12 protein-coding genes are annotated in these 13,157 nt (G+C 46.0%); 4 read left to right on the top strand and 8 right to left on the bottom strand.

Annotated features, from left to right (window positions below):
* Window positions 1-44: 44 nt before the first annotated feature.
* The gene (locus M988_RS12275; protein ID WP_008813047.1) at window positions 45-665 is read right to left on the bottom strand and encodes a TfoX/Sxy family protein; all 621 of its coding nucleotides are present in this window, start codon (window positions 663-665) and stop codon (window positions 45-47) included.
* Window positions 666-887: 222 nt separating this feature from the next.
* Between M988_RS12275 and sulA the strand changes: the two genes are divergently transcribed.
* Window positions 888-1,394, top strand: coding sequence for an SOS-induced cell division inhibitor SulA (sulA, locus tag M988_RS12280; protein WP_039188761.1), 507 nt, complete (start codon window positions 888-890; stop codon window positions 1,392-1,394).
* Window positions 1,395-1,751: 357 nt separating this feature from the next.
* The gene (ompA, locus tag M988_RS12285) at window positions 1,752-2,807 is read left to right on the top strand and encodes a porin OmpA (RefSeq protein ID WP_008813045.1); all 1,056 of its coding nucleotides are present in this window, start codon (window positions 1,752-1,754) and stop codon (window positions 2,805-2,807) included.
* A 118-nt stretch (window positions 2,808-2,925) separates the two neighbouring features.
* On the opposite strand, the gene matP is transcribed toward ompA, so the two are convergent.
* Window positions 2,926-3,384, bottom strand: coding sequence for a macrodomain Ter protein MatP (matP, locus tag M988_RS12290; RefSeq protein WP_008813044.1), 459 nt, complete (start codon window positions 3,382-3,384; stop codon window positions 2,926-2,928).
* A gap of 208 nt (window positions 3,385-3,592) precedes the next feature.
* Here matP and M988_RS12295 point away from each other — a divergent pair, with 208 nt between their 5' ends.
* On the top strand, window positions 3,593-5,338 hold the full coding sequence (locus M988_RS12295) for an AAA family ATPase (protein ID WP_172635549.1): 1,746 nt from the start codon (window positions 3,593-3,595) through the stop codon (window positions 5,336-5,338).
* A gap of 68 nt (window positions 5,339-5,406) precedes the next feature.
* A complete protein-coding gene (gene fabA, locus M988_RS12300) occupies window positions 5,407-5,925 on the top strand; it encodes a bifunctional 3-hydroxydecanoyl-ACP dehydratase/trans-2-decenoyl-ACP isomerase (RefSeq protein WP_004095655.1) in 519 nt (172 codons plus the stop codon).
* 74 nt (window positions 5,926-5,999) lie between these two features.
* On the opposite strand, the gene M988_RS12305 is transcribed toward fabA, so the two are convergent.
* The 6 genes from M988_RS12305 to M988_RS12330 all read right to left on the bottom strand — a co-directional run bounded on the left by M988_RS12305 (window position 6,000) and on the right by M988_RS12330 (window position 13,157).
* Window positions 6,000-6,941, bottom strand: a complete 942-nt coding sequence (locus tag M988_RS12305) for a LysR family transcriptional regulator (RefSeq protein ID WP_008813042.1) — start codon at window positions 6,939-6,941, stop codon at window positions 6,000-6,002.
* Window positions 6,942-7,259: 318 nt separating this feature from the next.
* Window positions 7,260-7,427, bottom strand: coding sequence for a ribosome modulation factor (gene rmf, locus M988_RS12310; RefSeq protein WP_004095659.1), 168 nt, complete (start codon window positions 7,425-7,427; stop codon window positions 7,260-7,262).
* A 257-nt stretch (window positions 7,428-7,684) separates the two neighbouring features.
* On the bottom strand, window positions 7,685-8,245 hold the full coding sequence (pqiC, locus tag M988_RS12315) for a membrane integrity-associated transporter subunit PqiC (protein WP_008813041.1): 561 nt from the start codon (window positions 8,243-8,245) through the stop codon (window positions 7,685-7,687).
* Entirely contained in the window at window positions 8,245-9,885 is a 1,641-nt protein-coding gene (gene pqiB, locus M988_RS12320; RefSeq protein ID WP_039188766.1) for an intermembrane transport protein PqiB, read from the bottom strand. Before pqiB ends, pqiC begins: the two co-directional genes overlap by 1 nt.
* Window positions 9,878-11,146, bottom strand: coding sequence for a membrane integrity-associated transporter subunit PqiA (gene pqiA, locus M988_RS12325; RefSeq protein ID WP_020303844.1), 1,269 nt, complete (start codon window positions 11,144-11,146; stop codon window positions 9,878-9,880). Before pqiA ends, pqiB begins: the two co-directional genes overlap by 8 nt.
* Window positions 11,147-11,249: 103 nt before the next feature.
* Complete coding sequence (locus M988_RS12330; RefSeq protein WP_039188770.1) at window positions 11,250-13,157, bottom strand: ABC transporter ATP-binding protein; 1,908 nt, start codon at window positions 13,155-13,157, stop codon at window positions 11,250-11,252.

Raw genomic sequence — 13,157 nt, forward strand, 5'->3', positions numbered from 1 at the left:
GGCAGGAAGTGGGAATGTCACTCCCTGCCTACGTGCAAAGCTCGTTACTTCTTTTGCCATCGATATGTGTTGTTTTTTAGCCATTCATCAAGCGTCATGCGAACCTGGTAAGAAAGAGCTGCCTCATGGCACTTTCGTACTGCGCCTGCCAGATCAAATAATAGTCGATTATGTAAATTGGCATTTAGCTTCTTAAGCCGAATAAACGCTTCGGTCTCTCCCATGCTAATCAGTTGATCAGCGCTGGTTATCCCAATCTTGCCTAAGAGCCTTTCCATCATATTGTTAATGTTTGGCAAAGTTCGCAAACCGTCGCTCTCTGCTGCTTTCAATGATTTCAGCTCTATGGATTGCTGTAGCGAGGCATAGGCCAGATGCCGAAGCAAACTGGGATCGTCCCACATGTTGCATTCGACGCGATAATAGCTAAGACGAACGGGGATCCCTCGTTTGGTGTAAATAAAAGCCTTCATGCCATAAGTAACAAAGCGAGATTTGAGCTCGTCATGCGCTCGCAAGTAGAGCTCACCATCCGATACAACACCAAACATTGTTTTATCCAGCCATACCCCAAAACCGCCAAACTGCGAGCGCAATTTCACTGCACCAAGTGAAGAGAAAACTTCATGTGCAATATCCGCTTTGTTGCTAAACAATCCTTTCATGGTTATCTCCTTGTAATTACATTCACAGCATAAATATTAAGTTTATTTAGCAATAACAGTGAATTAAGAACATAGCGAATTACCGAAAAGCATCCAAACTGAAAGTGAATTTTGAGCGTTTTTCATCACAGATTTGCGAAGAGCATTGTAAAAAATAGGTTGATCTCAGCGCGCCGCCCATGTACTGTATATTCATACAGTACACACAGCGAGAACATACTTATGCGCACACACTCACTGCAGCACTACACCGATCGCCCATCATTTTTAAACACCTCAGCCCATCAACCTGAGGGACAAGAAAATGCTTATGCCGGCGTTATCAGTGAATTAGTCTATAGCGAACATCAGCCTATGTTGTCATTGCTTTTGCTTCCATTGCTGCGTCAGCTAGGTAAGCAATCTCGCTGGTTACTTTGGCTTAACCCACAGCATAAACTGAGCAAACAATGGTTAGCCGATTCTGGATTACCGGCTAGCAAGGTGATGCAACTCAACCAGATTGAACCCGTAGACTCTATTTATGCGATGGAATGTGCTTTACGTAGTGGTAACTATAGTGTGGTATTGGGCTGGCTTCCGCCGCTGACACAAAATGAACGGGCAAGATTAAGAAAAGCGGCTCAGGATGGAGAGTGTTTTGGACTGATCATGCAGCCCGATCACAATGTGGAATCCGATAACGGACAACTAAACCTGCTAAAAATTCAGTCTAAATTGTTTCATTGAGTAAATTTAAGAGAAATCTTATCAAAAATATTTTTTCTCTGCTAATAAGTTAATTTTATAGCAGAAAGCCGCATCACACCTGAGTTACTGCTCTTTTTTACGAAAAAAACGACGTTTATTTTTTGAACAAAACGTTAAACGAAGTGTACATATACATCGTTTTTTTGTTGAGCTATATCACATCGTACTTGTAAGTTTCTAATCTCGTTGTAGACTTGTTATCGCGAAGGTTGCTCTATAACGCCAAGAAAATTGGCACAGTAATTAATCGAGCGAAAACCTAGCAAAGGATTTTAACCAAGGGCTAATTGTAGCATTCTAGCTCTTTGGCCTATTTGGATGATAACGAGGCGCAAAATGAAAAAGACAGCTATCGCATTAGCAGTGGCACTCGCTGGTTTCGCTACCGTAGCGCAAGCAGCACCTAAAGATGATACTTGGTATGTTGGTGGTAAACTGGGCTGGTCCCACTACTACGACAACAGCATCAACCATTTTGGTAGCACCAACGTACGTCCTGACCAGTTCGGTGGCGGTGCGTTCTTCGGTTACCAAGCAAACCCATACCTGGGCTTTGAAATGGGCTACGACTGGTTAGGTCGTATGGAATACCGTGGCGACAACAACGGTGCTTTCAAATCTCAAGGCGTTCAATTGGCTGCTAAACTGAGCTACCCAATTGCTGACGATCTGGACATCTACACCCGTCTGGGTGGTATGGTATGGCGTGCTGACGGTTCTGCAAACTCTGCAACCAAAGGCCGTTACATCGATAGCAACGACACCGGTGTTTCTCCACTGGCTGCAATCGGTGTTGAATACGCACTGAACAAAGACTGGGCTACCCGTCTTGACTATCAGTTCGTAAGCAACATTGGTGATGCTAACGAAACTGCTGCACGTCCAGACAACACCCTGCTGAGCGTTGGTGTTACCTACCGTTTCGGTCAGGATGAAGCTGCTCCAGCTCCAGCACCAGCTCCAGCTCCAGCACCAGTTGTTGAAACCAAGCGTTTCACTCTGAAGTCTGACGTTCTGTTCAACTTCAACAAAGCGACTCTGAAACCACAAGGCCAGCAGGCTCTGGATCAGATGTATGCACAGTTAAGCAACCTGGATCCAAAAGATGGTTCCGTAGTTGTTCTGGGTTACACTGACCGTATCGGTTCTGAGCAGTACAACCAGAAGCTGTCTGAACAGCGCGCACAGAGCGTTGTAGATTACCTGGTATCTAAAGGTATCCCTGCAGACAAAATCTCTGCACGTGGCATGGGCAAAGCTGATCCAGTTACTGGTTCTACCTGTGACAACGTTAAAGCTCGCGCAGCTCTGATCGAGTGCTTGGCTCCAGATCGTCGCGTAGAAATCGAAGTTAAAGGCATCAAAGACGTTGTAACTCAGCCACAGGCTTAAGTTAACGCGTAGTTCCTTTAATTAAAAAAGCCTCGCTAAGCGAGGCTTTTTTTTATCTGTTTAATCAACTTGTTATTCAACTTCAGTCATAATCAAATCGAAAAAATTTTGTTTATGATTACTCAGTGGTTTTTCCCAGAAATGACTGGAGATCTTTCTTGAGCGAAGACATTTTATTGGCGTACTGTTCTTTACGCTCGGCATCTTCTATCAATTGCACAATCGTTTCAGATAGCGTGCTACCACGACGCTGAGCAAGCCCAGCTAATCTTTGCCAAACCAGATACTCCAAATCAATGGATTTTTTACGTGTATGCATATGTTCAGCGTTAAAATGACGCTTACGACGAGCACGAATCGTTTGTTTCATCTTGTTTTGTAGATCTGGGTTCATGTGTTCCCGAATCCACTCTTGAACATGCACAGGGTCATTCTCAAGCTTTAGCAGCAGCTCAACAGCCTGCTGTGCCATACTACTTTCTAGATAGCGTGTAACAGATTCACCCTCACGGTGTTTTTTCACCAGGTATTTCCACTTCCACCCACTTTCCAGATTTTCAAGCTGTTGGTATTTCATTGAGATATCTGCCAGTGACACGGTAACTTTGTATAAGAATAACAACTTTTTTCAGATTTGCAGATATTTCATGATTTATTATTGATTGTTTTTTATACATACCGGTTTCCAAATCACTTCCTTTTAACTCTTCTGCTGTTGTTTCCTGTGCAGCACGGTGGAATCTTGTATAATTGCGGTTTTCCTACTGACAATAAAATTGACGACTTTGAGCAATTATCGACTCGACTGGCAATCGCTACTGCCCGATACGACACCTTATCAATCTGTTTTCGCTGCAGCAGCACAACAGCCTGCGCTGACATTTTCGGAATATCAGCCTCGCCTTGAAAACAGTTTGGCCCATTTCTGCCATCCGCAATCGCCATCACCTTTTATGATCCTGAAGGCGGAAGAGACTTATGAATATCTGGCACTCATCCACCGTGCAACCGGAGAGTTGCTCCCAGAGTTAACCCTGCGCGGCAGCCAATATCACATCGATGGTATGCACGTCAGCATCATGCCCGCGGACAAACATCAGTCCAATTTTGCAGCGACCGCAACCTCTCTTTTTGCTGATTGGTATGAGGGCGAGCAGCTGTTCGGTACAGTCCGTCAGTCCAACGGAAAAATTACCCTTGAGCCAGGCATGGTTCATCACGCAAACGGCGGTGTGTTGATCCTGTCGTTGCGTACCATGCTCGCTCAGCCGTTGCTTTGGCTGCGACTGAAACAAATCGTTCTTGGCCGCAAGTTTAAGTGGTTCTCACCTGATGAGAATAAACCACTACCGGTGCATATTCCTGATATGCCAATTGACCTCAAGGTTATCTTGGTCAGCGACCGCGAAGGATTAGCTGATTTTCAAGATATGGAGCCAGATTTATGCTTTAACTCGCTTTATGGCGAGTTTGAAGCCGATATGTCACTGGTGGACACTGATGACATGCGGCGCTGGTGCTCGCTGGTCACTACCATTGCCAATGAATACCAACTTCCCGCAATTGCGGAAGATGCTTGGCCTGTTTTAGTCAATACTGCCATCCGTGCGATTGGCGATCAGGGTAACCTGCCCCTTAGCCCAACGCTTATAGCGCGTACTCTTCGCGAAGCGGCGTTGCATAGTAATGACGTCATTGATGCCCAAGCGCTTAATGAAACGTTAGCTGTGCGCCGTTGGCGAGAAGGCTATCTGGCCGAGCGTATGCATGACGAAATAGAGCTTGGGCAAATTTTGATCGAGACCGAAGGCGAAGTCATTGGGCAAATCAATGGGCTTTCCGTCTTGGAATATCCAGGTCATCCTCTCATGTTCGGTGAGCCCTCTCGTATCACCTGCGCAGTACATTTAGGTGATGGCGAGTTTACCGACGTTGAGCGTAAAGCTGAATTGGGAGGTAATCTGCATGCTAAAGGCATGATGATTATGCAAGCCTTCCTGATTTCTGAACTGGATCTAGAACAGCAATTGCCCTTCTCCGCCTCTATTGTATTTGAGCAATCATATGGCGAGGTTGATGGGGATAGTGCATCGCTTGCAGAACTTTGCGCATTAATCAGCGCGCTGTCGCTAGCACCAATCAATCAGCAGATCGCCGTAACCGGTTCTGTTGACCAATTTGGCCATGTACAGCCTATTGGTGGCGTGAATGAAAAGATAGAAGGCTTCTTTGAGGCTTGTCAACGCCGAGGCCTTACAGGGACGCAGGGCGTGATTATCCCTGCGACTAACGTGCGCCATTTATGCTTGAATGCTGAAGTTATTGAGGCTGTTAAAGCCGGAACATTCCACCTCTGGGCTGTAGAAAATGCAGAGGATGCTTTACCTATTCTGACGGGAATTGCCTACCGCAGTGAGAGTGGGCCTAGCCTGATCGGCGCCATTCAGGAACGCATTGCAGCAATCAGCCCATTAGATAAACGTCAGCTACCTTGGCCTCTACGCTGGCTAAACTGGTTCAACCATGGCTGATCGGACTTGTTGAGCGTACACGTGTTAGCTAAGATGCACCCTTCATTAAAATAAGGCTTACAAGAATTATGGTAGATAAACGCGACTCTTATACTAAAGAAGACCTGGAAGCGTCAGGACGCGGCGAACTGTTTGGCGCAGGTGGCCCCCCACTACCATCAGGCAATATGCTGATGATGGATCGCGTCGTAAAAATGACTGAAGACGGCGGTAACTACAATAAAGGCTATGTAGAAGCTGAGCTGGATATCAATCCTGACCTATGGTTCTTTGGCTGCCACTTTGTTGGCGATCCCGTGATGCCTGGCTGCTTGGGCTTAGATGCTATGTGGCAGCTCGTAGGGTTCTACCTCGGTTGGCTCGGCGGTGAAGGTAAAGGGCGCGCGCTGGGCGTTGGTGAAGTGAAGTTCACTGGGCAAGTCTTGCCTACCGCCAAAAAAGTCACTTATCGCATCCACTTTAAGCGTGTTATCAATCGCCGCTTGATCATGGGTATGGCGGATGGTGAAGTATTAGTTGATGGTCAGGTGATTTACAACGCATCAGATCTTAAAGTGGGTCTGTTCAAAGATACCAGCGCATTCTAATCTAAAACTGTCTATGATAAAAAAAGCGCAGTCTCCTGCGCTTTTTTATTTTGATAGGCATATATTAGGTCATATTAGGGATGAACGCTTTTGTTATTCATAACAAACGTTTCTCTCACCCTCTCAACTAACTCTAATAGTGCTTTATCCTGAAGTGCTTTCTTACTGTACGACATATAGACTTCGTAAGAACCTAAATCGACGTCACATTCTAAACGTTTAAGATTATATATATCTTTAAATTTCTCGTACATTGACTCAGGGAAAAAACCTATGTCATTTGTTTTTTCAATTACTGACAATGCAATAAGAGAAGATGGTGATGCAAAGGAAATAACGCGCTTACCCAAAAGGACGTCTATTTTAGATTTAAACTCATTAATTTTCTTTCTGTCTTTAATTATAGTAATACAGCGCTCATCCTTTAAACTATTCGCCGACAGAGAATCTTTCAGCCTTGGATGATCTTTACCGCATACGGCGACAATCTTTTCTCGGAAAATCAATTCAGACTCAATCGCTGAGTTAAAGATCGGCGCAATATCAAAAATAATATCTGTCTTATGGTACAGCAGCGCATGTTCCACGCCAACAGCATCTTCGGGCAACAGATTATGCACAATACGACATTTCAGCTTAGGTAATGACATCAAATGACTACAGATGTCGGGTATCAGAACCTGAGCCAGATGAGGGTCGCTCCAGATGACTAGATTACGAATGCTATCGCCTTTGTCTGCAAAAATATCAATAATGCCACTTAAACTACCCTTGATATTTTCATGCATACTATCAGCAAAGACCGTCGCAGATATCCCCTTGCCATATCTGATAAAAAGTGGGTCTGGGAAATACTGTCTCAGCCTCTGAATGCTTTGACTTACCGCCGGAGATGTCATACCTAAAATATCGGCAGCTTTACTTACACTTTTGTAATAGTACACCGCTTCAAAAACTGTCAATAAATTAAGGTCAAACTTCCTTAGTGACTTTAAACTATCCTGATGTTCAAACATCCCAATAACTCCAAATAGCAAATTCCATTTTTGATACTATGTGAATCACTTGATTCATTAAAAATGAAAATGTGATTCGACTTTTTTATTCGTCCATGGAATGAATTTACCACCCTATAATAATTTCATTCAAGCATACATTATCTGATAGGTTATAAAGAATAAAGCCTATTTTAATCTAGGTTTAAATATATAATCTGATGCATATAAAAATATTAACTTAAAATCGAATACATTCACCAAGATATCAGTTATCAAATAAAAACCCCTGCATAAGCAGAGGTTTTTATCACTAATATGAATTTATAGCGATGACCATCAGGCCATAACCGACCTGTCTTCCATGGCCTGCCGCCAGCCTCCCAACCAGTGCGATCTAGCATCTACAGATTGATAGGGGCAAAACTCCTTAGAGCGCCCAATGATACCAGCCTGATAGCCACGTGATTGAGCCCGTTCTAGGCGGTCGCGTTTTTGTCTCTTCATGCCTCATTTCCCTCATTTCAGTTCTGCTGGAAAGAAAACAGTAGTAGCCGTCTAGCTACTACACTTAACCAATAGACGCTTTTAGGCTTTGGGTCAATGCGCAAAATTCATACCATTGTCACAAATGTGAGCTATAAACTGGGGTGCACGAAGGCAGAAGAAAACCCAAAATTCACAATTTCCTGTTCTGCATAAAAAAACCGACCTGCCGCGTTACGACAAGTCGGAGTTTGTTTAGACTATTTTACTTCAGAGTATTACTGAACCTGACGCGCGATCTGCTGCGCCTCCTGCTGCCACCCCTGAGCTAACGTCTTCACTAATGCATCATAGCCATCCTGCTGCACCGGCAATACAAGATTGAAAGCACGCTTAGTCAACTGCCCGCTACGCATCAGGATCCATTCACCACTAATAACGGCCTTACCGTCATAACGTCCGTGGAAGCCAGTGACATTGATATTCAGAGTGTCCTGCACGTTCCCTAACGGCTGAGCTGATACTATCCAACCCGGCATAGCAGCGCTCAAATTGGCCACCATCGTTTGTTGCAACTGTTGCTCCAAAGGGCTAGCCCATAGGTTATTACCCGCCGTTACGAACTGCACATCGTTGGTTTGATATACCACGCCTAGCGCACTTAAGAAATCAGCCACGTTCACACGCTCTAGCCAGAGCTGATGCGCACCGCTTTCAACGGGAGCATGAACGACAGATGTTGTTGCCGTCGGTACAGGTAGCTGATAATAATTTTTCTGTGGTTGGCTGCTACATGCACTGAGCAACAGTGCCGCTGCGCCGATCATCCAGACTTTCATTATTTCGTCCTCTTAGGCTGTGGATCTTTACCTGCTGGCGCCTCAAATACCAATGAATTGCTCTTCTCATTCAGAGTACGTAACACCGGCTGCAACTCTCTTAAGACCTGGTCCAAACGCTGCATATCACCCACCATATTGTTATAGGCAGGAGATCCCGGCTGGAAGCCTTTCACACTTCGATTCAGCTCGATCAGCGTTTTCTGCATGTCGGCTGGTAGCGCTTGTGCTTCTTTACTCGAAACCAGTTTATTGAGCGTATCGAGCGTCTTCTGCGTTTCGGCCATCGTTTTCTGGCTGGCTTTCAACGTATTAGTCGCTTCGTTGATCATCGGTTCGAGCGGCAGAGCATTAATCTTATCCAATGTTGCTGTCAGTTTCTGCTGTAGCTGCGCTAATCCACCGCTCACCGTTGGCACCACTGGCAGACCATCAATTTTACGCGGGCCTTTCCATGGTTTTGCCTGCGGGTAAAAGTCGAGGTCAATATACAGCGAGCCTGTCAGCAAGTTAGCTGATTTCAACGAAGCACGCAGACCTTCACCAACGCCAGAGAATAGATGCTGTTCGACGTTAAAATTGTCACCCAGTTTTTGCTGAATACGACCCGGCTCAATATTAACTAATACAGGGATTTGATAGTCAGAGTCTAACTTTTGACTTAGACCGCTCACAAAATATGGCGCTTCGGCCACAGTACCTAACCGAATACCACGGAATTCAACGGGCGCACCGACTTGTAATCCACGAATTGAATCGCTAAAGAACATCAGCACACTTTTATGCTCGGTATACAGCGACTCTTGAATACTGCGCTGATTATCAAACAAATCGAATTGTGACTGATTCGCAGCAGGTTTCCCTACAGCCCAACCTTGCGGCACATCAAAACTTACTCCACCGCTGAAAAGGGTTGTCAGCGACCCCATTTCCAAGCGCATGCCTTGAGCTGACATATCAAATGAAACGCCGCTGTCGATCCAGAAGCGAACATTATCGGTCACCAAAGTATCGTATGGCGCAGAAACAAAGATCTGATAGTGGATCTGACGATTCTTAGTATCAAACTGGCTGGTTTCTACCGACCCAACACGCAAACCGCGGAACAATACCGGATCGCCGGGACTGAGCTGCCCTGCCTGCTCGCTGTTTAATGTTACACGTATCCCTTTAGCATCGGGTGGCGCTAAAGGCGGTTGATCCAGAAGATTAAATTCTTCACGTTCATCTTTGCTGGAACCCGGCTGAAGTTCGATATAGGCACCGGACAGCAAGGTTCCAAGTCCGGAAACACCTTCACGCCCAATCTGAGGTTTCACCACCCAGAACACGCTATCTTTACGCAGCAGTTTTTCCATGCCTGAATTCAGACGCGCCTTAACGATAACCTTGGTTAAATCGTTATTCAGCGTGACGGTTTCAACAACGCCTACGTCAACGCTGCGGCTCTTGATGGCGGTTTTACCGCCTTCCAGACCTTCGGCACTGGAGGTAATCAACGTCACCTCTGGCCCTTGGTGGCTGAAATGATAAAAAATCACCCATGCACCGATCAATGCAGTCACAATCGGGACAATCCAAACCGGGGACCAGCGTTTGATTTTTTCAACCTTCGCTACGCCAGTTTCTTGCTCATTCACTTTGAGGCTCCTTGTACGTTAAGCCACGTTCCCGATCCCAGATCAACCTAGGATCAAATGTCATCGCCGAGATCATGGTAATAATAACCACCATCGCAAAAAGTAATGCACCTATATCAGGGTAGATACTCATTAACTGACCCATGTTAACCAGCGCAGAAAGCACGGCGATAACAAACACGTCAATCATTGACCAACGACCAACAAACTCCACGATCTCGTATACAAAATGCATACGCTCGCTATCGCCACGAGTTGCATATTTGGCATCCCAGCACAGCCATGCAATCGCTAATATTTTTAGGGTAGGAACCATGATGCTAGCAATAAAAATCACCATCGCAACGGGGTAAGAACCCTCTCCCCATAACAAAATGACCCCAGCCATAATCGTCGACGTCAGCTTAGTGCCGAGCGCCTGTGTCACCATGATGGGTAATACGTTAGCAGGGATATATAGCATGATGGCTGTGATCAAAAGCGACATGGTCCACTGAAGGCTATTGCGTCGGCGCACATAGCCTTTCGTATGGCAACGTGGGCAAGAGAGTTGATCGGCAGGTAAAATGGCGGAGCAGCATGTACACGCACGTAATCCCTGCTGAATTCCCGTCACACCAACGCGTAAATTTTCAGGATGCTTTGGTGCAGGCAAAATATCGCTCCAAAGGATGCGTTTATCAATAACCTGAAACACGCGAACCTGTAAGACACAAAAGAGGCAATATGGCAGAAAACTGCTCCCTACCCCAACATCACCATAGGCCATTAGTTTGACGAAACTAACCAGAACGCCCGCCAAGAAAATTTCAACCATGCACCACGAACGGCACTTGAAAAGCACCTTCGCCATCATGACCTTAAGCTGAGTTGGCATCGGCACCCGCATATTCAGCAGAATAACTGCGACCATGCAAAAGGCAGGCACTAGCTGAACAAAAATCATGAACAGCGATGCCATGCTGGCATAATCTTCGGATACGAGAACCCTAGGAATTTCGATTAGCGTAATCGCATTCTTAATCCCAGCAACGGTCATGTTTACAAAGGGGAAAAGATTCGACAGTATCAGCATAAAAAGCGCACAGAAAGCATACAGCACTGGCTGACGGCGCGGTTCTCGCCACTTGACCACGAGGGTCGTATGACAACGCGGACAGCTCCCCTTTGTACCTTCTGGGAGCGGAGGCAGCTCTACCAACATGTCACATTGCGGGCATAATATTTTGTTTTCTGAATCTAGATGATGTCCAGAACACATACTTTTTTCCCACTTTTTATTTACCACTTAAATTACATAAAAAAGCCTGACACAATACATCACTCCGCATTCGTCAGGCTTTATTCAGTCTTAGACGGACCTATCAGGCATTCTTCATCGCCTCTAGCTCTTCCCAGCGTTCAAACGCTGATTCAAGCTGTTGCTCAGTTTCAGCCATTTTCTGCAGAACAGATTGAGTCTCTGCGTGTGACTGATTAAAGAACTCAGGTTTAGCGACTTCAGCTTGCAATGCCGTTAACTCCGCCTCCAACGCTTCTAAACGTGCTGGCAGTTGTTCGAGTTCACGTAGCAAATTATAGCTCATCTTGTTGCTACGCTTTTTCACCTCAGCTTTAGGCGCACTGGTTGTCCCCTGAGGCTTAGGCGCAGCAGCCTGCTGGCTGAACGACCGCATGTCCGCTTTTTGCTTATGAGCATCGTAATATCCGCCCACATAGCTATTAATGACGCCATTACCTTCGAAAATCCAGCAGTCGGTCACCGAGTTATCAACGAACTGACGATCATGGCTCACCAGCATCACGGTGCCCTGATAACCATCAATAAGCTCTTCCAACAGTTCCAACGTTTCGATATCTAAATCATTGGTTGGTTCATCGAGGATCAACAAATTGCTTGGTTTTAAGAAGAGTCTTGCTAGTAATAGACGATTACGCTCACCACCTGACAACGCACGCACAGGCGTTAATGCGCGTTTAGGATGGAACAGGAAGTCTTGCAAATAGCCCAGCACATGGCGTGGACGACCATTCACCATCACTTCTTGCTTGCCTTCCGCTAGGTTATCCATGACCGTTTTATCGGGATCAAGCTCTGCACGATGCTGATCGAAGTAGGCGATTTCAAGCTTAGTGCCGCAGCGAACCTTACCGCTGTCTGGCTGCAACTGGCCTAACATCAATTTCAACAGCGTTGTTTTGCCGCAGCCGTTTGGCCCTACCAGCGCAATTTTATCACCGCGGTTGACCTGAACGCTGAAATCACGCACCAGCGTTTTACCTGCCACGCTGTAGCTAACATTCTCCATTTCAAAGACAATTTTGCCGGAACGCAGTGCTTCTTCGACCTGCATTTTGGCATTGCCCTGCACGCTTCTGCGCTCAGCATGTTCGTTACGCATGGCTTTCAATGCACGAACACGGCCTTCGTTACGCGTACGTCGTGCTTTGATACCTTGGCGGATCCAAACTTCTTCCTGTGCCAATTTGCGATCGAACTCAGCGTTTTGCATCTCTTCCACACGCAACGCTTCTTCTTTCGCCAGCAGGTAGGCGTCATAGTTACCCGGCCACGACACCAGTTTGCCGCGATCAAGGTCGACAATGCGCGTTGCCATACTGCGTATAAATGAACGGTCATGGGAAATGAAAACGATACTGCCGGTGAATTCTTTCAGGAACTCTTCGAGCCACGTGATAGTTTCAATATCCAAGTGGTTAGTCGGTTCGTCTAACAGCAGAACATCCGGCTCGCAAACAAGCGCACGTGCCAATGCCGCTTTACGCAGCCAACCACCTGACAACGCAGAAAGATCGGTATCCGCATTCAGACCAAGCTTGGTCAAGACATCACTAATGCGGCTATCGATGCGCCATAAGCCTTGATGATCCAAAATCTCCTGCAACGCTGAAAGCCGATTCAGATTTTGCTCACTCGGATCCGCTTCAACTTTTTTCAGCAAATCATGATATGCCTTAAGGTGCTGCGCCTGTTCAGCAACGCCCTCAGAGACGAAATCAAACACCGTTCCGCCGATATTGCGCGGTGGATCTTGCTGCAAACGTGAAACCACTAAATCTTGTTCATAGATGATTCGCCCATCATCTAGCGGCAACTCTTTTCCTAATACTTTAAGCAGCGTTGATTTACCTGCGCCGTTACGGCCGACCAAACACACGCGCTCGTTTGGCTCAATATGTAATTCAGTATTATCGAGCAGTGGTGCATCACTAAAAGAAATCCAAGCACCAGAAAGACTAATTAACGACAT

Source organism: Hafnia paralvei ATCC 29927 (genome assembly GCF_001655005.1).
GTDB lineage: Bacteria > Pseudomonadota > Gammaproteobacteria > Enterobacterales > Enterobacteriaceae > Hafnia > Hafnia paralvei.

Bases quoted from the DNA above. Each gene is read 5' to 3' on its own strand.
- M988_RS12275 (WP_008813047.1), bottom strand. From the start codon at position 665: ATGAAAGGATTGTTTAGCAACAAAGCGGATATTGCACATGAAGTTTTC.
- sulA (WP_039188761.1), top strand. From the start codon at position 888: ATGCGCACACACTCACTGCAGCACTACACCGATCGCCCATCATTTTTA.
- ompA (WP_008813045.1), top strand. From the start codon at position 1,752: ATGAAAAAGACAGCTATCGCATTAGCAGTGGCACTCGCTGGTTTCGCT.
- matP (WP_008813044.1), bottom strand. From the start codon at position 3,384: ATGAAATACCAACAGCTTGAAAATCTGGAAAGTGGGTGGAAGTGGAAA.
- fabA (WP_004095655.1), top strand. From the start codon at position 5,407: ATGGTAGATAAACGCGACTCTTATACTAAAGAAGACCTGGAAGCGTCA.
- M988_RS12305 (WP_008813042.1), bottom strand. From the start codon at position 6,941: ATGTTTGAACATCAGGATAGTTTAAAGTCACTAAGGAAGTTTGACCTT.
- rmf (WP_004095659.1), bottom strand. From the start codon at position 7,427: ATGAAGAGACAAAAACGCGACCGCCTAGAACGGGCTCAATCACGTGGC.
- pqiC (WP_008813041.1), bottom strand. From the start codon at position 8,245: ATGAAAGTCTGGATGATCGGCGCAGCGGCACTGTTGCTCAGTGCATGT.
- pqiA (WP_020303844.1), bottom strand. From the start codon at position 11,146: ATGTGTTCTGGACATCATCTAGATTCAGAAAACAAAATATTATGCCCG.
- M988_RS12330 (WP_039188770.1), bottom strand. From the start codon at position 13,157: ATGTCGTTAATTAGTCTTTCTGGTGCTTGGATTTCTTTTAGTGATGCA.